The organism is Ideonella sp. (genome assembly GCF_041914305.1).
Taxonomy (GTDB): domain Bacteria; phylum Pseudomonadota; class Gammaproteobacteria; order Burkholderiales; family Burkholderiaceae_C; genus Ideonella.
The window spans coordinates 142325-163714 of the sequence record NZ_JAYSDQ010000008.1; the positions used below are offsets into that span (position 1 = coordinate 142325).

The following is a 21390-nucleotide window of genomic DNA, read 5'->3' on the forward strand; positions in this document are numbered from 1 at the left end:
AGGCTGATGTGTGGCGCCGCCTCTTGGGGGCAGGGTCAGCGCCGCTCGTACTGCCGCGCGCCGAACAGCACCTCGCGCGATTTGTCGTCGGTGATCGAGCGGCGTTTGTCGGCCAGCACCTCGACCCCGCGCATCACCGCCGGGCGTTTGGCGATCTCGTCGAACCAGCCTTTCAGGTGCGGGTAGTCGTTCCAGTTGATGCCCTGGTTCTTCCAGGAGCGCAGCCAGGGGAAGATCGCGATGTCGGCGATGCTGTAGTTTTTGCCGCCGATGTAGCGCGAGTTGGCCAGGCGGCCGTTCATCACCGCGTACAGGCGCCGGGCCTCGTTGGTGTAGCGGTCTACGGCGTAGTCGATCTTCTCGGGTGCGTAGACGCGAAAGTGATGGGCCTGGCCCAGCATCGGGCCGATGCTGCCCACCTGGAACATCAGCCATTGCAGCACCTCGTACTTGCCGCGGGTGCTGTCGGGCAGCAGCTTGCCGGTCTTGCCGGCCAGGTACAGCAGGATCGCGCCCGACTCGAACAGCGAGATCGGTTGGCCGTCCGGCCCGTCGGGGTCGACGATCGCGGGGATCTTGTTGTTCGGGCTGATCGCGAGGAATTCTGGTTTGAACTGATCGCCGGCACCGATGTCTATCGGGATGGTCCGATAGGCGAGGCCGCACTCCTCCAGCATGATGTGGACCTTGTGACCATTGGGCGTGGCCCACGAATACACTTCGATCATGACCTCGGCTCCTCGCGTTGGTGTTGCGACTCTAATCCAACCATGCTGAAGTTCATCAGGCAAAGGTTGTTTCGCGCCAGCAGTCTCGATGGCCGCAATGCGCTGCAGGCCTGGGCCGAGTCGTCGGGCTGGACGATGCGCAACTCGCGCGACCGCGATGGCTTCATCATCGAAACCCGCGCCGGCGTGCTGGAAGGCCGCGTCGAATGGGGCCCTTCGCAGCGCCACTACATGGGCTCGCACGAGCTGCGGTTGCGCGGCGAGGTGCCCGCCTTGAGCGGCGAGGCGCATGCGCTGGTGATGCCGCGCTTGCTGCTGGACTCGGTCGAGGCCGAGCTGTTCAGCCAGTTCGTCGGCGGCGTGCAGACCCGCATCGACGAAGAAACCCCCGAAGAAATGCGCTGGCTGGCCGTGTCGCCCAAGTTGAGTGGCGCTTTGCTCGGCGAGCTGAAGGCCCATTACGCCGCGGTCAGCAACCGCGTGCCGTGGCTGGCCCATTGGTTGCACGGGCCGCTGGGCGAGGCCTTGCTACAGCGTGCGCTGGGCCCGGCCGAAGCCGCGCCGCCGTTCGCGTTGATCGTGCATCGCAACCGGCTGACGCTGCGGGTGGCCCTGCCGGACCCGGACGTGGCCACGGTGCAGGCCGCGCAAAACCTGTTCGAGCTGGCGCTCGAGCAGGCCAGGGTGACGGCCGACGAGCCGGCCGCGGACGAAGACGAAGGCCCGCCGAGCCAATAGGGCCATCGGGCGGCCCAGCGGCCCGGCGGGCTGCGATCAGGCGGCCGAGCGCTTGCCCAGCTCGATCTTGGCGATCGCGTTGCGGTGCACTTCGTCGGGGCCGTCGGCAAAGCGCAGCGTGCGGGCGCCGGCGTAGAAGTTGGCCAGCGGGAAGTCCTGGCACACCCCCGCGCCGCCGTGCACCTGCATCGCCCAATCGATCACCTGGCAGGCCATCTGCGGCGCCACGACCTTGATCATCGCGATCTCGGCCTGCGCGCTCTTGTTGCCGGCCACGTCCATCATCCAGGCGGCCTTCAGGGTCAGCAGCCGGGCCTGCTCGATCATGCAGCGGGCTTCGGCGATGCGCTCTTGCGTCACCGTCTGCTGGGCGATCGTCTTGCCGAAGGCGGTGCGCTTGAGCGCGCGGTCGCACATCAGCTCCAGCGAGCGCTCGGCCAGGCCGATCAGGCGCATGCAGTGGTGGATGCGGCCGGGGCCGAGGCGGCCTTGGGCGATCTCGAAGCCACGGCCTTCGCCCAGCAGGATGTTGCTGGCCGGCACGCGCACGTTGGTGAATTCGATCTCCATGTGACCGTGCGGCGCGTCGTCGTAGCCCATCACCGTGAGCGGGCGCAGCACCTTGACGCCCGGCGCGTCCATCGGCACCAGGATCATCGACTGCTGCGAATGGCGGGCGGCGGTCGGGTCGGTCTTGCCCATGAAGATCATGATCTTGCAGCGCGGGTCGCCGGCGCCGCTGGTCCACCACTTGCGGCCGTTGATGACGTAGTCGTCACCGTCGCGCTCGATGCGGGCCTCGATGTTGGTCGCGTCGGACGAGGCGACCGCCGGCTCGGTCATCGCAAAGGCGCTGCGGATCTCGCCGCGCAGCAGCGGCTCGAGCCATTGCTTCTTGTGCTCGGCGCTGCCGTATCGCACCAGCACCTCCATGTTGCCGGTGTCGGGCGCCGAGCAGTTGAAGACCTCGCTGGCCCAGGGCACACGGCCCATGATCTCGGCCAGCGGCGCGTACTCCTGGTTGGTCAGGCCGGCGCCCATCTCGCTGTCGGGCAGGAACAGGTTCCACAGCTTGACGGCGCGGGCCTTGGGCTTGAGCTCTTCGATCACCGGCAATGGCGACCAGCGCTTGCCGGCCTGGGTGTTGGCTTCGAGCTCAGCCCAGTAGCGGGCTTCGTTGGGGTAGACGTGCTCGTCCATGAAGGCCGATACGGCGGCGCGCAGTTCCTGCGTCTTGGGGGAGTAGCCGAAGTCCATGGCGGGTCCTTGTGGGTTGCGAGGTCGTGAGGTGAGAGGGGTGCCCGGCGGGCCGAGACCGGTGGTGTGGGGGTCAGGCGGCTTCGGCGAACTGCCAGGCCAGCTGCGCCAGGTGCGGTGCGGCGTCGCCGGTCGCGCGGGCCTGGCTGCTGGCGGCCGTGCCGTCGACCACGCGCTTGGCAATGCCCTGCGCGATGGCCGACAGGCGGAACAGGTTGTAGGCGAGGTAGAAGTTCCAGTCGGCCATCACCGCGTCGACATCGGCGCGGCCGGTGCGCTCGCAGTAGCGGCGCACGTAATCGCGCTCGCCGGGGATGCCCAGGGCGGCGTGGTCCAGGCCCGCAATGCCGCGGAACACGCCAGCCGGGATGTGCCAGCTCATGCAGTGGTAACTGAAGTCGGCCAGCGGGTGGCCGATGGTCGACAGCTCCCAGTCGAGCACCGCGGTGATGCGGGGCTGCGCGCGGTCGAAGATCAGGTTGTCGAGCCGGTAGTCGCCGTGCACGATGCTGACCTGCGATTCGTCACGCGCGCTGGCGGGGATGTGCGCGGGCAGCCAGCCCAGCAGCTTGTCCATCGCCGGGTTGGGGCCGGTGACCGAGGCCAGGTACTGCTTGCTCCAGCGGCCGATCTGGCGCTCGAAGTAGTTGCCGGGCTTGCCGTAGTCGGCCAGGCCCACCGCGGCCACGTCCACCGTGTGCAGCGCGGCGATCACGCGGTTCATCTCGTCGTAGATGCCGCCGCGCTCGGCGGGCGTGCAGTCGGGCAGGGCCTGGTTCCACAGCACGCGGCCATCGACGAACTCCATCACATAGAAGGCGCGGCCGATGATGGCCTCGTCTTCGCACAGCACATGCATCTGCGCGACCGGCACATCGGTATCGTGCAGCGCGGCCATCACGCGAAACTCGCGCTCGATCGCATGGGCCGACGGTAGCAGCTTGGCGGCCGGCCCCGGCTTGCTGCGCATCACATAAGACTTGCCCGGCGTGACCAGCTTGTAGGTCGGGTTGGACTGGCCGCCCTTGAACTGCTCGACGCTCAAGGGGCCGGCAAACCCGGGCAGCCTGGCGGCGAGGTAGGCCTCGAGCGCTGCCACGTCGAAGGCGTGGCTGGCGGCCACGGCCTTGGTGCCGGTGTACTGTTCTTCCATCGGTTCAGTTCCGTTCCATGGGCCGGAAGAACCGACCCGGATTCAGCGGTCGGTGACCGCCATCAGTTTCTCGCGCGACAGCACCACCAACCGCGTCGGCTCGACGCGCAGCACGCCGTCTCGCTCGAGTTCTTTCAGCTCCTGGTTCACGCGCTGGCGCGAGGCGCCCAGCAGTTGCGCCAGGTCTTCTTGCGCCAGCTGCAGGCCGATGCGGATCTCTTCGCCCTGCTCGATGCCGTAGCTCTTGGCCAGCAGCAGCAACTGCTTGGCCAGCCGCGCGGCCAGCGGCTTGGTGTTCAGGTCTTCGATCAGGTTGAACATCAGCCGCAGGCGGCGGCAGTTCAAGCGCAGCAAGGCGTCGTACAGCTCCACATGCTGCGACAGCAGTTCGCGAAAGTCGGCCTTGCGGATGATCAGCAGCGTGGTCGGCCCATGCGCGGTGGCATCGTGCGTGCGCGGCAGGCCGTCGAACAAGGCGATGTCGCCGAACCAGGTGCCCGGCTCGACATAGGTCAGAGAGACCTGCTTGCCCGACAACGACACCGAGCTGACACGCACCGCGCCCTTGGCCACACCAACCCAATCTTCGGCCGGTGCGCCGCGCGCAGCGAGCGGCGCGCCGTCGGCCAGACGCCGCACCGTGGCCCTGGCCAGGATGGCTGATCGCAGCGTCGCAGAGAGCGTTGAAAACCATGCACCGGCATCGATGTTGTGTCGCTCGTCGATTGTAAGAATGGGGGTATTCATCATTTGTCCCTGACGCGACAGCGGCCGCATCATTGCTCTCGGTATTGTCCACAGTCCCGAGTCGCTGAGGAGACAACATGCACCACCCCACGTCGTCCGTGATTTGCTCGCCCGAGGAATGGGAAACCCGTGTCGACCTGGCCGCCGCCTACCGGCTGGTCTCGTTGTTCCATTGGGACGACCTGGTCTTCACCCACATCAGTGCGCGCGTGCCGGGTGAAGACAACGCGTTCCTGATCAACCCCTACGGCATGCTGTTCGAGGAGATCACCGCCTCGAGCCTGGTGAAGGTCGACACCGAGGGCAACAAGCTCAGCGATTCGCCGTACCCGGTCAACCCGGCGGGCTTCGTGATCCACAGCGCGATCCACTCGGCGCGGCACGATGCGCAGTGCGTGTTGCACACCCACACGCTGAACGGCGTGGGCATATCGGCCCAGCGCGAAGGCGTGCTGCCGATTTCGCAGCAGTCGATCTTCGTGCTGTCGAGCCTGGGCTACCACGACTACGAAGGCGTGGCGCTGCGCGACGACGAGAAGCCGCGGCTGGTGCGCGACCTGGGCGACAACACCTACCTGATGCTGCGCAACCACGGCCTGCTGACGGTGGGCTCGACGATCGCCGATGCGTTCCAGGCGATGTACCTGTTCGAGGCGGTGTGCGCGATCCAGGTTCGCGCCCAGGCCGGCGGCGGCGAGCTGGTTCGCGTGCCGCAAGCCATCATCTCGACCGCGCGCCAGCAGGCCGCGCAAGTCACCAAGGGCATGGGCGGCAACCTGGCGTGGCCGGGGCTCAAGCGCCGGCTGGACCGCGAGCTGCCGGGCTACGGCATGTAGCTCGCGGCGCGCTGCGCGCTACTTGAAGTCTGGCTTGCGCTTGGCGAAGAAGGCGGCCAGGCCTTCGCCGCCATTGGGGTGGAAGAGGTTGGTGACGAACGCATCGCGCTCGGCGTTCATCGCCTCTTGCAGGCTGCGCGAGGGCGCGGCCTGGATCAGGTCTTTCACCGTGGCCACCGCGTTGGGCGCCATGAACGACAACTGCCGCGCCATTGCCAGCGCCTGGGCCAGCGCCTGGCCGGGTTCTGCCAGCCGGTTGACCACACCCAGCGCATGCAGCCGCTCGGCAGACTGGGGCTCGGCCAGCCACGCGAGTTCGAGCGCCAACGCGCGGGGCAGGGCGCGCGCCAGGTGCCAGGTCGAGGCACCATCCGGTGAGAAGCCGACCTTGGCGTACGAGAGCACGAAGCGTGCATCGCTGGCCGCGACGATCAGGTCGCAGGCCAGGGCAAGCGACATGCCGCCGCCGGCGGCAAAGCCTTCGACGGCCGCGATGATCGGCTTGGGAAAGCTGCGCATCGCATCGACCAGTGTGTGAAAGAGATCGATCGACGCGGCCTGCGCTTCGGGCGGGCGCTCGCGAGCGCCGCCGATGCGGTTCAGGTCGCCGCCGGCGCAGAAGTGCGCGCCGTCACCCCGCAGCACCACCGCGCGCACCTCGGGGTTCTGGTCGGCCTGGTTCAATGCTTCGATGGCCGCGGTCACAGCCTGGGGCGACAGCGAGTTGCGGGTGGCCGGGTCCGACAAAGTCAGGATCAGCGTGCGGTCTTCCTGGGCGGTGAGCAGTTCTGAGGGCATGGTGTCGCTCTGCGAAACATCGCTGCCGTGTGGGCAGCAAAAGGCCATTTTTGCACCTCGCCCTGCGAGGCGTTGGCTCAGGCGCACAGGGGCTTGTCAGCCCCCTGTTCTGGGGGGCAATCTGATAGAGTCGTTTGCTACTTGCAACAACAAGTGCCCGCCGGCATGCCCCCACGAGCAACCGCGCTGATCATTGCCTGTGCCACTGCGGCGTTAGCCATCGAGGCTCAGGCCATTGGTTTCGGCCGGTTGTCCACGTCGGCGGTGCTGGGCCAGCCGCTGAACCTGCCTGTTCCGTTGCGGCTGGAGCCTGGCGAGCGCATCGAGCCCGAATGCGTCAGTGCCGAGATCGTTCTCGGCGACAACGCACTGAGCCACGACCGCTTTCGCGTTCGGCTCGAACCGTCCGGCCGATCCACCAACGACTGGGTGGCGCGCATCACGACGCTGGTGCCGATCGATGAGCCGGTGCTCGACATCACCTTGACGGTCGGCTGCGACCGGCGTTTCTCGCGCCGCTTCGTGGCCTTTGCCGACCCGCCGGCGGTCAGCCAGGCCCGTGCCGCCCCGATCGAGCCCGAGAGCGTGGCCGCACCGGCCAGCGGCGTGGTGGCGCTGGTGGCCAACGAGGCGGGGCCGGCGGCCGAAGCGCCCAGGCGCAGCACCAAGGCCGCGGCCACGCCGCCCGTGCGCAAGCCGGCGCGCTCGGCTTCGCAGGCCCACGCCAAGGCAGAGCCCAAGGCCACACGAACAGGAAAACGCCGCGCCACCGCGGCGGCTTCGCCCGCGCCCACGCGGCCGAGCGCCGTGGCCGCGAACGGCGGCGCGCGCCTGCTGCTGGAGATCGACGGCCCGCGGCTCAAGCTGGACATGGAAGAGCCGATCTTCATGCCGCCGGCCGTGGCCGCCGGTGACGGCGCCGCCAGCGTGCCTGACGGCGAAGCGGCGTCGATGCCCGAGGCCGATCGCCTGCGCATGCTGGAGAAGGCGCTGGCCGATCTGCAGCGCGAAGGCCAGGCGAGCCGCGAGACCGCAGCCATCCTGAAAGCCAGGTTGGTCGAAGCCGAGAACCGCGGCCGCGCCGTGCCCTGGCTGATCGGGCTGGTGCTGCTGGCCATGGGCATCGCGGCATGGTTGGCCTGGCGCTCGCGCCGCCATCACCTGGTGAACAGCGAGGTGCCGCCGCACTGGTGGTCGCCCGCGGGCGAGGCTGCCGGGGCGGCTGAGCCGGCGGGTCAAGAAGACGGCCCGGTCGACGAGCCGCCGCCATCGAACCTGGGCGATCTGGACGTGCCACGCGAGGCCGCCGACACCTCGCCGCTGCCCGCGGCGTTGGCGCTGGAGCGGGACCTGCCGGCGCCGGGTGGCGGGGCGATCAGCTCTCGCTCCCCGTCGTCGATGCCGCCGGTGGTCTTTCAGCCCGAGCCGCTGCACGAGCGCACGATGGTGATCTCGTCGCCGCCGTCGTTCATGCGGCCAGAACCGGCCAGCGAGCCCGCGGTGGCGCGCGAGGTGTCGGTCGAAGAGCTGCTCGACCTGGAACAGCAGGCCGACTTTTTCATCGCGCTCGGTCAGGAAGAGGCCGCGATCGACCTGTTGATGGCGCACCTGCGCAGCACCGGTGGCCTGAGCCCGCTGCCCTACACCAAGCTGCTCGAGATCTACCGCCGCCAGGGTGACCGCGACGCCTACGAGCGCATCCGCACCCGCTTCAACCGCCGCTTCAATGCCTACGCACCCGAATGGGAGGACGGCCCGCTGAGCGGCCGCGCGCTCGAAGACTACCCCGACGTGGTGCAGCACTTGCAATCGCTGTGGCCCGAGCCGCTGGATGCGATGGCGATGCTCGAGGCGATGCTGTTCCGCAAGGACGCGGCCTACGAACTGTTCGACCTGCCGGCCTACAAAGATGTGCTGCTGCTGTACGCGCTGGCACGCGACCTGTGGCAGCAGGGCGGCAGCCGCTCGTCGGCCGTCGACGTGCTGCTGCCGTTGGGCGACGACCCGGGGCCCGATGCGCAGGTTGGCGTCGATCCAACGCCGTCGTCGGCATCGGCGCCGGCAGACGTGCCGCCCTTCGAACTCACCGCCTTCGCATTGCCGCCGCTGCCCGGCCAGGTGGCGCCTTCGCCCGCGTCACCCTCGTCCAACGACGAAGCCGGCGACCCAGGCGCCGAACCGGCGCCCGGCACGGTGCGCCGCCCGCAGCGCTGAGCGCGAGCGGGCTCAGAGCCGGGACAGGCGGCGCAGCGCTTCGTCCAGCGTGGCCTCGGTCTTGGCGAAGCAAAAGCGCACGATCGGCCGCGCCGGCGGGCGGCTGTAGAAGGCCGACAGCGGAATGGCCGCCACGCCCACCTCTGCCGTCAGCCATTCGGCGAACTGCTGGTCGGGCAGGCTGCTGATGCGGCTGTAGTCGACACACTGGAAGTAGCTGCCGGCGCACGGCAACAGCTCGAAGCGCGTGCCCGCCAGGCCGGCGCGAAAGCGGTCGCGCTTGCGCTGGTAGAACGCGGGCAGTTCTTCGTAGGGCAGCGGGTCGGCCAGCCAGGCGGCCAGGCCGTGCTGCATCGGCGTGTTGACGGTGAACACGTTGAACTGATGCACCTTGCGGAACTCGGCCATCAGCGCCGCTGGCGCCGCCACGTGGCCGACCTTCCAGCCGGTCACGTGGTAGGTCTTGCCGAAGCTCGAGATCACCAGGCTGCGCGCCGCCAGCTCGGGCACGGCGCTGACGCTGGCGTGCACCTGGCCGTCGAACACCATGTGCTCGTAGACCTCGTCGGACAGCACCAGCACATCGGTCGGGCGCAGCAGCTCGGCCAGGGCCTGCATGTCGCCCGTCGACCAGACGCTGCCGGTCGGGTTGTGCGGCGTGTTGATGATGATCGCGCGGGTGCGCGGGCTCAATGCCGCGCTCAGCTGGGCCAGGTCGAGGCGAAAGTCGGCGGGGTTCAACGGCACGCGAACCACCGTGCCGCCTGCCAGCGTGATCGCCGGGCCATAGCTGTCGTAGCAGGGCTCGAGCACGATCACCTCGTCGCCCGGGTGCACCAGCGCCAGGATCGCGGTGAGGATGCCCTGGGTGGCGCCGGCCGTGATGGTGATCTCGCTGTCGGCGTTGTAGCGGTGGCCGTACAGCCGCTCGATCTTGGCCGCCAGCGCCTGGCGCAGTGCCGGCACGCCGGGCATCGGCGGGTATTGGTTGTGGCCGGCCCGCATGGCGGCATGCACCGCCTCGACCAGGCCGGGCGCGCAGTCGAAATCCGGAAAGCCCTGGCCCAGGTTGACCGCGCCGTGCTTGACGGCCAGCGCCGACATCACGCTGAAGATGGTGGTGCCCACCTCGGGCAACCGGCTGGTGACCAGCGGCGTGCGCGGCGCGGTGGGCGAAGCGCTGGCGCCGCCGGCCGGCGGCGTCTGGGTCTCAAAGCTCATAGTGGTCGTCACCCTGGGGGGCGCCCATGGCCCGCTCGATCAGCGTGCGCGACAGGCGGTCAGACAGGAACTCGGCAAAGGTCAGCACGAAGCTGCGCAGATAGGCGCCGCGGCGGAACGCCACGCGCGCAGTGTTGCTGCCGAACAGGTGGCCGGCGGGCTTCCAGACCAGGTCGGTGCTGTTGCCCTCGGCCTTCATCGCCATCTCGGCGATGACGCCGATGCCCAGGCCGCTGCGCACGTAGGTCTTGATCACGTCGGAGTCGATCGCTTCGAGCGCGATGTTGGGCTTGAGCCGCCGCTGCGCGAACGCCTGGTCGACCTTCTTGCGCCCGGCGAAGGCCGGCTGGTAGGAGATCAGCGGTTCTTCGGCCAATTGCTCCAGCGTCAGCCGCTCGACGTGCGCCAGCGGGTGGTCGGCGGCCATCACGATCACGTGCTGCCATTCGTAGCAGGGCAGGGTGACCAGCTCGTCGTACTCGGCCAGCGATTCGGTGGCCAGGCCGATGTCGGCCGCATCGGACAGCAGCATCTGCGCCACCTGGTCCGGCGTGCCCTGGTGCAGGCTGACCTGCACCTTCGGGAAGCGCTTGCGCAGCTGCGCCACCGGCTCGGGCAGCACATAACGCGCTTGCGTGTGGGTGGTGGCGATCGACAGCCGGCCGCTGTCTTGCTTGGAGAACTCTTCGCCGATGCGCTTGAGGTTGGCCACCTCGCGCAGGATCAGGTCGACCGACTTCAGCACCTGCATGCCGGGCTCGGTGACACGCTTCAGGCGCTTGCCGTGGCGCACGAAGATGTCGACGCCCAGCTCTTCTTCGAGCTCGAGGATGGCCTTGGAGATGCCCGGCTGCGAGGTGAACAGCGCCTTCGCGGTCTCGGTGAGGTTGAGGTTGCGGCGCACCGCCTCCTGCACGAATCGGAACTGATGCAGGTTCAAGCGCGCTCCTCGTCGTTCTGGTCGTTCTGGTCGTTCTGGTCGTTCTGGTCGTTCTGGTCGTTCTGGTCGTTGGGGGCGGCCGGCTCGACCGCCAGCTGTGCCAGCGCCTCGACCAGGCGCGCCGATTCGCCCGCGGCAGGGCGCAGCGTCCACTGCACCGCGGGGTACGCCTGGCCCAGCCGGGCCAGCCGCTCGGGCAGGTCCTTGCGCACATGGCCACCCGCGCCCAGGAACAACGGCAGCACGGCGATCTCGCTGCAACCGGCCTGCACCAGCGCCTGGCCGGCGGCGTCCAGGTCGGGCTCGAGAAACTCGAGGTACGCCAGCGACACGGCCAGGCCCGGTTGCAGGGCCCGCACGCGCGCGGCCACCTGCTCGAACGGCTGGGCCCAGCGCGCATCGCGCGCGCCGTGCGCGAAAAGAATGAGGCCTTGCATCAGCGGTACCTTACCAGCCAGGTGAATGCCGCCAAGGACATCAGCAAATACAACAGGCTCGGTAAGGCCGAGGCGATCCAAGGCGTCCAGTCGCGCAGCAGGCCCAGGTGGCCGACCACGTTGTTCAGCAGCACGAAGCTGATGCCGAGCATGATGCCGCCGAAGACCTTCAGGCTGATGCCGCCGGCACGGGCGTGCAGGTAGGCAAAGGGCAGGGCCAGCGCCACCATCACGATGCAGGCCAGCGGGTAGAACGCGCGGCGCCAGAACTGCAGCTCGTAGCGTTGAGCGGTCTGCTCTTGCAGCTGAAGGTGTCGGCTGTAGCGCCACAGGTCGATGGTGGACATGCTGCGGATCGGCGAGATCGCCGCGGCCACCACGTTTTCTTGCAGCGTGGTGGGCCAGTCGAGCGAGTCGTAGTGCTTGGTCTGCAGCTGGGTCTGGTCGCCACGCGGCCATTCGGTGATCTGCACGTCCTGCAGCCGCCACACGTCTTGGCCGTTAGCCTTCTCGGAGGTGGCGGTGGCTGCCTGCACCCGGCGCAGCAGCACGCCGGCCACGTCGTGCTCGAAGATGCGGATGTCGCGCATCTGCCCGTCGGCGGTGGTGCCCTGCACGTTGATCGACAGGCTGCGCTCGTCGTCGCCCTTGCCCTGGTGCTCTTTCAGCCAGGCGCCGGTGCGGCCCAGGGCCTGGCCGCCACGAAAGCGGGCCTTCAGCGCCACCGCCTGCTGCTCGCCCAGCGGCGCCACGTATTCGCCCATCAGGAAGGTCAGCACGCCCATCCCCACGCCCAGCGTCAGCAACAGCTGCAACGCGCGGCCGGGGCCCAGGCCCCCCGTGCGCAGGATCGTGAACTCGGACGACTGGGCCAGCCGCGCCATTGCGTAGATGGTGCCGATCAGCACCGCGATCGGGAACAGCTCGTAAAAGCGCCCCGGCAGCTCGAACATCGCCGCGAGGCCGGCGTGCCAGACGGTGTAGCCGCGCTTGCCGACCCCTTCCAGCTCTTCGAGGAAATCGATGAAGAAGAACAGCGACAAGAAGGCGACGGCGACGAACACCACCGACCAGACCACGTCACGGTAAAGCAGGCGGCGGACGGTCTTCATGCGGCGCTCCCGGCGGTGGCGGGCGCGCGCCGCCAGTGCATCACGGTGGCATGGTCGCGCCACCAGATCAGGCCCAGCGCGACCACGAAGGCCAGGCCATGCAGGCTCAGCAGCGCGGCGCCCATGCCCAGGCGCCCGGCGCTGACCCAGGCCTGGCTCAGGTTGATCAGGTTGTAGTAGACGACGAAGGCCAGCAGCGCGAACAGCAGGTTCCAGTTGCTGGCGCGCCGTGGGTTGCTGGCCGACAGGCCCACGCCCAGCAGCAGCAGGTTGGCCGCACCGAACAGCAGGCCCAGGCGCCAGGTCAGCTCGGCCTGGTTGCGCGGGGTCGGCTCGCGCAGCAGCGCCAGGGTGTTCTGCGCCTTGGGCGGCACCGACTCTGCCCGGCGCGCCTTGCCCGCGTCCACGATCATGCGCAGGTGCTCGAAGTTGAGCCGCGCGTGTTCGCCGGTCTCGCTGTTTTGCTCGCTGCGGTGGCCCGAGTCGAGCACCAGCACGCGGTCTTCGCCTTCGTTTTCGACCCGGCCGGCGCGGGCGGTGGTCACGCTCTCGCGCTTGCCGGTGCGGCCGAGCAGAAAGACGTTGCGGCCGACACCGGCCGATTCGCCCTCGCGCTCGATGAAAAACACCCGGCTGCCGTCGGCCGACGACTGGAAGCTGCCGGGCGCCACGCGGGCCAGGTCAGAGCGCTGCTCGTAGCGTTGGCGCAGTTCGTTGGTCTTCTCGTTGCCCCAGGGCCAGACCAGCAGGGCCAGCAGCCCCACCACCACCAGCACCGGCGAGCCCGTGCGCAGCACCGGCTTGACGAAGCGCGACAAGCCCACGCCGCTGCTGAACCAGATCGCCATCTCGCTTTCGCGGTACATGCGGCCCAGGCTGATCACCGTGGCGATGAACAGCGACAGCGCCATCATCATCGGCAACTGGCCCAGCGCCGTGTAGCCGAGCAGCAGCACCACGTCTTGCGGCGCCACGGCCCCATTGGCCGCCAGGCCCAGCGTGCGGATCAGCATCATGGTCAACACGATGGTCAGGATGACCACCAGGGTGGCACCGAAACTGCGCGCCAGTTCTTTGCGGACAGTCGAATCGAATAACATCAAAGATCACTTTCAACAAGTGCCCCCAAACCTGCCGCTTCGCGCCAGGCCCCCAAAAAGGGTCGAGAAGGCTCGGGTGCGGCCCTTCACCTTCTCGAGAGACAAATTATGAACTTTCAAGCCCTTGCGACCCCGGCAGGTGGTGCTTCTGCAGTGGTGGCCGATGCCTTGATCGTCGTGCTGGCAGCCGACGGCAAGGCCGCCACGGGTGACAAGGCGCTGGACGGCGCCATCGCAGCGGCCACCAAGGCCGGCGACTTCGAGCGCAAGGCCGGCCGCACGCTCTACCTGCACAACGTCGAGGGCGTGAAGAGCCAGCGCGTGGTGCTGTCGGGCGCGCGCGACGCGTCGGCCAAGGCGTTTCGTGCGGCCGTGTCCGCCGGCCTGGCGGCGCTGAAGAACCGGGCCGTGAAGCACCTGGCGGTGCTGGCCGGCGAGGGCGCCGGTGCTGCCCACGGTGAAGCACTGGCGCTGGCCGTCGAGCAGGCGGGTTACGCCTACAACCACACCAAGCCCAGCGCCGAAGCCGTGGCCATGCCGACCAAGGTCTCGCTGGTGGCCGACAAGGCGGTGGTGGCTGAGCTGAAGCAGGGCCTGGCGCAAGGCCAGGCCATCGGCGCCGGCGTGAACGTGGCGCGCGAAGCGGCCAACCGCCCGGCCAACTTCTGCACCCCCACCTGGCTGGGCCAAGAGGCCAAGCGCCTGGGCAAGGAATTCGGCTTTGCCGTGCAGGTGCTCGACCGCAAGGCCTGCGAGAAGCTGGGCATGGGCTCCTTCCTGTCGGTGGCGCGAGGGTCCGAAGAGCCGCTGGCCTTCATCGTCATGCAGTACAACGGCGGTGGCAAGAAAGACGCGCCGATCGTGCTGGTGGGCAAAGGCATCACCTTCGACACCGGCGGCATCTCGCTGAAGCCCGGTGCCGAGATGGACGAGATGAAGTTCGACATGGGCGGCGCCGCCAGCGTGCTGGGCACGATGCGCGCCGTCGGCGAGCTGAAGCCCAAGGTCAACGTGGTCGGCCTGATCCCGGCCTGCGAGAACATGCCCAGCGGCATCGCCACCAAGCCGGGCGACGTGGTGACCAGCATGTCGGGTCAGACCATCGAGATCCTCAACACCGACGCCGAGGGCCGGCTGATCCTGTGCGACGCGTTGACCTACGCCGAGCGCTTCAAGCCCGCGGCGGTGGTCGACATCGCCACGCTGACCGGTGCCTGCGTCGTTGCGCTGGGCAACCACCACGCCGGCATGTTCTCGCCCGACGACGCGTTGGCCGACGAGCTGACCGCCGCCTCGCGCCGCGCCGACGACCCGTGCTGGCGCATGCCGCTCGACGAAGAGTACGACGAAGGCCTGAAGAGCAACTTCGCCGACATGGCCAACATCGGCTCGCGCGCCGGTGGCGCGATCACGGCCGCCAAGTTCCTGCAGCGCTACACCAAGGCCTACCCCTGGGCGCACCTGGACATCGCCGGCGTGGCCTGGAAGAGCGGCGCGGCCAAGGGCGCCACGGGCCGCCCGGTCGGTCTGTTGACGCACTTCGTGCTGGCGCGTGCCGGGCGCAAGGCCTGAGCACGGCGAAGAAGGGCGCAGTGGCCGAGGTCGTCTTCCTGACCGGCGTGGGCGACGTGGTCGACTTCGCCGGCCGGCTGCTGCGCAAGAAATACCGTGAAGGGGCGCGGGTGGCGGTCTATGCGCCGCCCCCGCTGCTGCAGCGCCTGGACCAGGCGCTGTGGGTGGCCGAGCAACTCGACTTCACGCCCCACGTGCTGCTGCGCGCGGGCTCGTCGGCACCTACGGCGGTGATGGTCGAGCGCACGCCGCTGTGGTTGTTGACGCGGCCCGATCCGGGGCTGCGCTGCGACAGCGGCATCAACCTGGGCTGCGACGAACTCGACCTGGCCGCCGTGCACGAGCGCGTGGCCGAGATCGTGTCGTTGGATGCCGACGACATGGCCGCCGGCCGCGCGCGCTGGAAGCGCTACGAATCGCAGGGCCACCAACTGGTGCATCGGCCGCAGCGTTGATGCGGCGTGTCCGCCGTTGGTGCGATTGCGCACGCGCTTGCGTCATCCGCCGCGCCGCGAGCCGCGTTCAAGGCTGGCGAACTGCATTGCCAAGACCTGGTTTGGTGCTGACGCAAGAGTCCCGCCTGCGGCTTGTTTTGGCGCCACCCAAAACCATGCTCCGATGGCGCGCAAGCCCGGGTTGTCCCGGGCCTGTTGCTGATTGGGAGGCGGTTTTTTTTGGAGTATCGTGTCTCGCCTGTTGAGAGCACCTCATCCCAAGTTTTCTCAACTTACCCCTACCGGAGGTTCGTTCCTATGCAAGTCAAATTGAATGTGGTCGTCGCTGCTGCCGCTGTCTTGTTCGCAGGCACCGCGATGGCCCAGGACATGGTCATCAAGATCGGCCATGTGGGGCCGACCAGCGGTGCGATTGCCCACCTGGGCAAGGACAACGAGAACGGCGCACGCATGGCCATCGATGAGCTGAACGCCAAGGGCGTGACCATCGGCGGCAAGAAGGCCAAGTTCGAGCTGCTGGCCGAAGACGACGCTGGCGACCCCAAGCAAGGCACCGCTGCCGCGCAGAAGCTGGTCGACTCCAAGGTCAACGGCGTGATCGGCCACCTGAACTCGGGCACCTCCATCCCGGCTTCGAAGGTCTACTCCGACGCTGGCATCCCGCAGATCAGCCCCTCGGCGACGAACCCCAAGTTCACCCGCCAAGGCTTCAAGACCACCTTCCGCGTGGTGGCTGACGACGTGCACCTGGGTGGCACGCTGGGCAAGTACGCCGTGACCGAGCTCAAGGGCAAGACGATCGCCGTGATCGACGACCGCACCGCCTACGGTCAAGGCGTGGCCGACGAGTTCGAAAAGGGTGTCAAGGGCGCTGGCGGCGCGATCGCCAAGCGTGAGTTCACCAACGACAAGGCGACGGACTTCACCGCCATCCTGACCAGCATCAAGGCCGCCAAGCCCGACGTCGTGTTCTACGGCGGCATGGACGCGGTGGCCGGCCCGATGATCCGCCAGATGAAGCAACTGGGCATCACCGCCAAGTTCATGGGCGGCGACGGCATCTGCTCGGGCGAGCTGCCCAAGCTGGCCGCGGGCGCGATGGCCGACGGCCAGGTCGTGTGCGCTGAAGCCGGTGGCGTCGAAGGCGCGCAGAAGACGGCGATGGAGAAGTTCAAGGTCGACTTCAAGAAGAAGTTCAACGCCGACGTGCAGATCTACGCCCCGTACGTCTATGACGCCACGATGGTGATGGTCGACGCGATGGTCAAGGCCGGCTCTGCCGAGCCCGCCAAGTACCTGCCGGTGCTGGCCAAGACCAACGGCTACAAGGGTGTGACCGGCACGATCTCGTTCGACGAAAAGGGCGACATCAAGAACGGCGCACTGACCCTGTTCACCTACAAGGGTGACAAGCGCGAGCAGATCGCTGTGGTTCGCTGATCAACCGCCTCGGCATCAGCAAGAAAGCCGCCCAAGGGCGGCTTTCTCTTTGCTGTGTCTTCCTCTTTCACTGACTTCAATTCCCATGAAATTCCGACCTCTGCTTGGCCTGCTGCTGGCCTTCACGCTCGCGGGCTGCGTTACCCGACCTGTCCATGATCTGCCCGACATGACCACGGTGGCCGCCGACAAGACCGATTACCCCGGGCTGGCGACGGTGTACGTGCTGCGTGCGAAGACCCAGGCCACGTCGATGTTCCCCGTCAACGTCCTGATCGATGGCCAGGAGATGGCGTCGTTGCGCCGAAAGGACTACGCGCGGATCCCCGTGAAGCCGGGTTCGCACGAGGTCAAGGCCCACTGGAACCCGATGGTTCAGGCGCCCGACGTGGCGGTGCGCGGGGACTTCGTGGCAGGCAAGACCTACTGGCTGATGTTCGACACTGCGCAGGGCATGTCGGGCATGCAGATGACGATCGGTTCCCGCTTCCGCCTGCTCAACGAACAGCAGGCGCGCGAGGAAATGAAGGACTACGACGACCGCACCCGCGCCGATCTCATGCCCAAGTCGACCACGCCCGCGGTTGCGCCGCCAGCAGCAGCTTCGGCTGCCAGCGCAACGCCATAGCGCGCGGCGGCGAGACCGGAAAACAAAACGGGCCTCAAGGGCCCGTTATTCGTTGGTCGCTGGCGGAGGGGGCGGGATTCGAACCCGCGGTGGGGATTAACCCACACACGCTTTCCAGGCGTGCGACTTAAACCGCTCATCCACCCCTCCGCAGGGACAGCCGGGCATTCTAGCCCATGGATTGTCCAGTTCAGCGTGGGCTGGCTGGATGTGGGCCCGGGTGAGTCGCCGGGCTGCGCATCAGTGCCATCGCGCTGGCCACCAGCGACGAGACTTCGCTCATGTTGCCGGGCACGATCATCGTGTTGTTCTTCTGCGCGAGCTGGGCATAGGCTTCGACGGCTTTTTCGGCCACCTTCAGCTGCACGGCCTGTTCGCCGCCGGGCGACTGGATGGCGGCCGCCACCTGGCGGATGGCGCCCGCCGTGGCTTCGGCCACGGCCAGGATCGCCGCCGCTTCGCCCTGCGCCTTGTTGATCTCGGCTTGCTTGGCGCCTTCTGAGCGGGCGATGAAGGCTTCGCGCTCGCCGGTGGCGATGTTGATCTGCTCCTGGCGGCGGCCCTCGGACGCGGCGATCAGCGCGCGCTTCTCGCGCTCGGCAGTGATCTGCGCCTGCATCGAGTGCAGGATCGCGGCGGGCGGCGTCAGGTCCTTGATTTCATAACGCAGCACCTTGACGCCCCAGTTCAGCGCCGCTTCGTCCAGCGCCGCGACGACCGAGCTGTTGATGATCTCGCGCTCTTCGAAGGTCCGGTCCAGCTCCATCTTGCCGATCACGCTGCGCAGCGTGGTCTGGGCCAACTGCGTGATGGCGATGATGTAGTTCGACGAGCCGTAGCTGGCGCGCATCGGGTCGGTGACCTGAAAGTACAGGATGCCGTCGACCGTGAGTTGGGTGTTGTCGCGGGTGATGCAGACCTGGCTCGGCACGTCGAGCGGGATCTCCTTCAGCGAGTGGCGATAGGCCAGCCGGTCGACGAATGGCACCAGGATGTTCAAACCGGGTGCCAGCGTGGCGTGGTAGCGGCCCAGGCGCTCGACGATCCAGGCGTTTTGCTGCGGCACCACCTTCACCGAGCGCGCAATGAACAGCACCGCGATGAAGAAGACGATCAGGGCGACGATTTCCATCAGGCTTCCTTGGAGTGAAGAGGGGCGGTGGCGCTCAAACGGCCACGCGGTCGAGCACGAGCTGGGTGCCTTCGACCGCGACGATGACATGCTCGCCCGGCGAGGGGGCGCCATGGCCGCCGAAGCGGGCCGTCCAGGCGGCGCCGCGGTGGGTGACGTGGGCGCGGCGGTCTTCGCCCCAGGCAGGCACCTGCACGTGCGAGCCGACGTCGAGATTCAGGTCCGGGTTCTCGGCCGCCCGGGGCCCGGCCGGCTGCGCCAGCCGGCGCCGGTGCCACAGCGCCACGGCAGCGCCGCCCACAGCGGCGGCGGCCATCAGTTGACCGGTGAAGGGCAGGGCGGCGTGCGCGGCCAGGGCGCCGGCGGCGGTGCCGATGGCCACCATCAAGAGGTAGAAAGTGCCGCTGGCCAGCTCTGCCGCCACCAGCACGCCGGTGGCCACCCACCAGGCTGTCGAATGGTCCCAGTTCATCGTCGCCTCCTGCGGTGGCGGCGCCTGTTGGTTTTGGCGCCACTTGTCAACTCGGGGCCATTCATCGGCCCTACACTTCGCGCTTTCCATTTTCTGCCAGCCCAACCGAGGCCGCCGCCATGCAGCGCTTTTCTTTTCCCATCGTGATCATCGATGAGGACTTCCGCTCCGAGAACACCTCGGGTCTGGGCATACGCGCGCTGGCCGAGGCGATGCAGAAAGAGGGTTTCGAGGTGATCGGCGTCACCAGCTATGGCGACCTGTCGCAGTTCGCCCAGCAGCAAAGCCGCGCCAGCGCCTTCATCCTGTCGATCGACGACGAGGAATTCACCCCCGGCCCCGAGTTGGACCCGGCGGTGCTGAACCTGCGCAAGTTCATCGAGGAGATCCGCTTTCGCAATGCCGAGATCCCGATCTACCTGTACGGCGAAACGCGCACCTCGCAGCACATCCCGAACGACATCCTGCGCGAGCTGCACGGCTTCATCCACATGTTCGAGGACACGCCCGAGTTCGTGGCGCGCCACATCATCCGCGAGGCCAAGAGCTACCTCGGCTCGCTGGCGCCTCCGTTCTTTGCCGCGCTGGTCGATTACGCGCAAGACGGCTCGTATTCGTGGCACTGCCCGGGCCATTCGGGCGGCGTGGCGTTCCTGAAGAGCCCGATCGGCCGGATGTTCCACCAGTTCTTCGGCGAGAACATGCTGCGGGCCGACGTCTGCAACGCGGTGGAAGAACTCGGCCAGTTGCTGGACCACACCGGCCCGGTGGCGGCAAGTGAGAAGAACGCGGCGCGCATCTTCAATGCCGACCACTGCTTCTTCGTCACCAACGGCACCTCGACCAGCAACAAGATGGTCTGGCACCACAACGTGGCGCCGGACGACGTGGTGCTGGTCGATCGCAACTGCCACAAGTCGATCCTGCACTCGATCATCATGACCGGTGCGGTGCCGGTGTTCCTGACGCCGACGCGCAACCACTACGGCATCATCGGCCCGATCCCCGAGAGCGAGTTCAGCAAGGCCTCGATCCAGAAGAAGATCGCCAAACACCCGCTGCTGCAAGGCGTGGATGCCAAGACGGTGCGGCCGAAGATCCTGACCGTCACGCAGAGCACCTACGACGGTGTGCTCTACAACACCGAGACGATCAAGGACAAGCTCGACGGCTGGGTCGACACGCTGCACTTCGACGAGGCCTGGCTGCCGCACGCGGCGTTCCACAAGTTCTACGGCACCTACTACGCGATGGGCAAGGGCCGCCCGCGCCCGAAGCAGGCGATGGTCTACGCGACCCAGTCGACCCACAAGCTGCTGGCCGGCATCAGCCAGGCCTCGCAGGTGCTGGTGCAAGAGTCGCAGACCGTGCAGCTGGACCGCGACCTCTTCAACGAGGCCTACCTGATGCACACCTCCACCTCGCCGCAGTACGCGATCATCGCCTCGTGCGATGTGGCGGCGGCGATGATGGAGCCGCCGGGCGGCACCGCGCTGGTGGAAGAAAGCATTCGCGAGGCGCTGGACTTCCGCCGTGCGATGCGCAAGGTCGATGCCGACTATGGCGCCAAGGACTGGTGGTTCAAGGTCTGGGGCCCGGACAAGCTGGCCGAAGACGGCATCGGCAAGCCGGAAGACTGGGTGCTGAAGGCCAATGCCAAGTGGCACGGCTTCGGCGCCATGGCGGCCGGCTTCAACATGTTGGACCCGATCAAGTCCACCATCATCACGCCGGGGATGGACATGTCCGGCAAGTTCGCCAAGACGGGCATCCCAGCGTCGATCGTCACCAAATACCTGGCCGAACACGGCGTGGTGGTCGAGAAGACGGGCCTGTACTCGTTCTTCATCATGTTCACCATCGGCATCACCAAGGGCCGCTGGAACACGCTGCTGACTGCGCTGCAGCAGTTCAAGGACGACTACGACCGCAACCAGCCGCTGTGGCGCATCCTGCCCGAGTTCTGCGCCGCGCACCCGCGCTACGAGCGCATGGGCCTGGCCGACCTGTGCAGTGGCATCCACGAGATGTACGCCAAGGGCGACATCGCGCGCCTGACGACAGAGATGTACCTGTCGGATCTGCAGCCGGCGATGAAGCCGAGCGACGCATTCGCCAACATCGCGCGCCGCCGCATCGAGCGGGTCGAGATCGACAAGCTCGAGGGCCGCATCACGACCTCGCTGCTGACGCCTTACCCGCCGGGCATCCCGCTGCTGATCCCGGGCGAGCGCTTCAACAAGAAGATCGTCGACTACCTGCGCTTCACGCGGGCGTTCAACAAGGCGTTCCCGGGCTTCGACACTGACGTGCACGGCCTGGTGGCAGAAGACCTGCCGAACGGCGACAAGCGCTATTGCGTCGACTGCGTCAGGGATTGAGCCTGCGCCGAGCGAGTCCTAGTGGACTC

20 protein-coding genes and 1 tRNA gene are annotated in these 21390 nt (G+C 67.6%); 8 read left to right on the forward strand and 13 right to left on the reverse strand.

Annotated features, from left to right (window positions below; translation table 11 throughout):
- Positions 1-35: 35 nt before the first annotated feature.
- On the reverse strand, positions 36-728 hold the full coding sequence (locus tag ACE3SG_RS12700) for a glutathione binding-like protein (RefSeq protein ID WP_374565428.1): 693 nt from the start codon (positions 726-728) through the stop codon (positions 36-38).
- Between the two features lie 42 nt (positions 729-770).
- On the opposite strand from ACE3SG_RS12700, the gene ACE3SG_RS12705 reads away from it, so the two are divergent.
- Complete coding sequence (locus ACE3SG_RS12705) at positions 771-1466, forward strand: hypothetical protein (protein WP_374565430.1); 696 nt, start codon at positions 771-773, stop codon at positions 1464-1466.
- 36 nt (positions 1467-1502) lie between these two features.
- Here ACE3SG_RS12705 and ACE3SG_RS12710 read toward each other — a convergent pair whose 3' ends face one another.
- The 3 genes from ACE3SG_RS12710 to ACE3SG_RS12720 all read right to left on the reverse strand — a co-directional run bounded on the left by ACE3SG_RS12710 (position 1503) and on the right by ACE3SG_RS12720 (position 4623).
- Entirely contained in the window at positions 1503-2723 is a 1221-nt protein-coding gene (locus ACE3SG_RS12710; protein ID WP_374565432.1) for an acyl-CoA dehydrogenase family protein, read from the reverse strand.
- Positions 2724-2796: 73 nt separating this feature from the next.
- On the reverse strand, positions 2797-3876 hold the full coding sequence (locus ACE3SG_RS12715) for a phosphotransferase (RefSeq protein ID WP_374565434.1): 1080 nt from the start codon (positions 3874-3876) through the stop codon (positions 2797-2799).
- Positions 3877-3918: 42 nt separating this feature from the next.
- Positions 3919-4623, reverse strand: a complete 705-nt coding sequence (locus ACE3SG_RS12720; protein ID WP_329716831.1) for a Crp/Fnr family transcriptional regulator — start codon at positions 4621-4623, stop codon at positions 3919-3921.
- Between the two features lie 77 nt (positions 4624-4700).
- Here ACE3SG_RS12720 and ACE3SG_RS12725 point away from each other — a divergent pair, with 77 nt between their 5' ends.
- Positions 4701-5459 (forward strand): class II aldolase/adducin family protein, encoded by a 759-nt coding sequence (locus ACE3SG_RS12725; protein ID WP_374565436.1) that lies wholly within the window; start codon positions 4701-4703, stop codon positions 5457-5459.
- Positions 5460-5477: 18 nt separating this feature from the next.
- Here ACE3SG_RS12725 and ACE3SG_RS12730 read toward each other — a convergent pair whose 3' ends face one another.
- Positions 5478-6257 carry an oxepin-CoA hydrolase, alternative type gene (locus tag ACE3SG_RS12730; RefSeq protein ID WP_374565438.1) on the reverse strand — a complete coding sequence of 260 codons (780 nt, stop codon included), beginning with the start codon at positions 6255-6257 and terminating at the stop codon, positions 5478-5480.
- Positions 6258-6422: 165 nt separating this feature from the next.
- On the opposite strand from ACE3SG_RS12730, the gene ACE3SG_RS12735 reads away from it, so the two are divergent.
- Complete coding sequence (locus ACE3SG_RS12735; RefSeq protein ID WP_374565440.1) at positions 6423-8471, forward strand: FimV family protein; 2049 nt, start codon at positions 6423-6425, stop codon at positions 8469-8471.
- Positions 8472-8483: 12 nt separating this feature from the next.
- Here the strand turns inward: ACE3SG_RS12735 and ACE3SG_RS12740 are convergent, their stop codons facing one another.
- Genes ACE3SG_RS12740 through lptF form a run of 5 tightly spaced genes read right to left on the reverse strand, consistent with a single transcriptional unit; the run spans position 8484 to position 13281 of the window.
- Complete coding sequence (locus ACE3SG_RS12740) at positions 8484-9692, reverse strand: pyridoxal phosphate-dependent aminotransferase (RefSeq protein WP_374565442.1); 1209 nt, start codon at positions 9690-9692, stop codon at positions 8484-8486.
- A complete protein-coding gene (locus ACE3SG_RS12745; RefSeq protein ID WP_374565443.1) occupies positions 9682-10632 on the reverse strand; it encodes a CysB family HTH-type transcriptional regulator in 951 nt (316 codons plus the stop codon). The genes ACE3SG_RS12740 and ACE3SG_RS12745 overlap by 11 nt, the downstream gene beginning before the upstream one ends.
- The gene (locus ACE3SG_RS12750; protein ID WP_374565445.1) at positions 10629-11069 is read right to left on the reverse strand and encodes a sirohydrochlorin chelatase; all 441 of its coding nucleotides are present in this window, start codon (positions 11067-11069) and stop codon (positions 10629-10631) included. The genes ACE3SG_RS12745 and ACE3SG_RS12750 overlap by 4 nt, the downstream gene beginning before the upstream one ends.
- On the reverse strand, positions 11069-12181 hold the full coding sequence (lptG, locus tag ACE3SG_RS12755; protein WP_374565447.1) for an LPS export ABC transporter permease LptG: 1113 nt from the start codon (positions 12179-12181) through the stop codon (positions 11069-11071). Before lptG ends, ACE3SG_RS12750 begins: the two co-directional genes overlap by 1 nt.
- The gene (gene lptF / locus ACE3SG_RS12760; RefSeq protein WP_374565449.1) at positions 12178-13281 is read right to left on the reverse strand and encodes an LPS export ABC transporter permease LptF; all 1104 of its coding nucleotides are present in this window, start codon (positions 13279-13281) and stop codon (positions 12178-12180) included. The genes lptG and lptF overlap by 4 nt, the downstream gene beginning before the upstream one ends.
- Before the next feature lie 108 nt (positions 13282-13389).
- Here lptF and ACE3SG_RS12765 point away from each other — a divergent pair, with 108 nt between their 5' ends.
- The 4 genes from ACE3SG_RS12765 (at position 13390) to ACE3SG_RS12780 (ending at position 17376) form a co-directional block, all read left to right on the forward strand.
- Positions 13390-14853, forward strand: a complete 1464-nt coding sequence (locus tag ACE3SG_RS12765) for a leucyl aminopeptidase (protein ID WP_374565451.1) — start codon at positions 13390-13392, stop codon at positions 14851-14853.
- Positions 14854-14873: 20 nt separating this feature from the next.
- Entirely contained in the window at positions 14874-15308 is a 435-nt protein-coding gene (locus ACE3SG_RS12770; protein ID WP_374565452.1) for a DNA polymerase III subunit chi, read from the forward strand.
- Positions 15309-15605: 297 nt separating this feature from the next.
- Complete coding sequence (locus ACE3SG_RS12775; RefSeq protein WP_374565454.1) at positions 15606-16748, forward strand: branched-chain amino acid ABC transporter substrate-binding protein; 1143 nt, start codon at positions 15606-15608, stop codon at positions 16746-16748.
- Positions 16749-16833: 85 nt separating this feature from the next.
- Positions 16834-17376, forward strand: a complete 543-nt coding sequence (locus ACE3SG_RS12780) for a hypothetical protein (protein WP_374565455.1) — start codon at positions 16834-16836, stop codon at positions 17374-17376.
- Between the two features lie 60 nt (positions 17377-17436).
- Here ACE3SG_RS12780 and ACE3SG_RS12785 read toward each other — a convergent pair.
- The 3 genes from ACE3SG_RS12785 to ACE3SG_RS12795 form a co-directional block, all read right to left on the reverse strand.
- Positions 17437-17526, reverse strand: a tRNA-Ser gene (locus tag ACE3SG_RS12785).
- A 40-nt stretch (positions 17527-17566) separates the two neighbouring features.
- Positions 17567-18508 (reverse strand): SPFH domain-containing protein, encoded by a 942-nt coding sequence (locus ACE3SG_RS12790; protein ID WP_374565457.1) that lies wholly within the window; start codon positions 18506-18508, stop codon positions 17567-17569.
- 34 nt (positions 18509-18542) lie between these two features.
- Positions 18543-18980: an NfeD family protein gene (locus ACE3SG_RS12795; protein ID WP_374565459.1), complete on the reverse strand. Its 438-nt coding sequence runs from the start codon at positions 18978-18980 to the stop codon at positions 18543-18545.
- A gap of 119 nt (positions 18981-19099) precedes the next feature.
- Between ACE3SG_RS12795 and ACE3SG_RS12800 the strand changes: the two genes are divergently transcribed.
- The gene (locus ACE3SG_RS12800) at positions 19100-21361 is read left to right on the forward strand and encodes an Orn/Lys/Arg decarboxylase N-terminal domain-containing protein (RefSeq protein WP_374565461.1); all 2262 of its coding nucleotides are present in this window, start codon (positions 19100-19102) and stop codon (positions 21359-21361) included.
- Positions 21362-21390 lie beyond the last annotated feature (29 nt).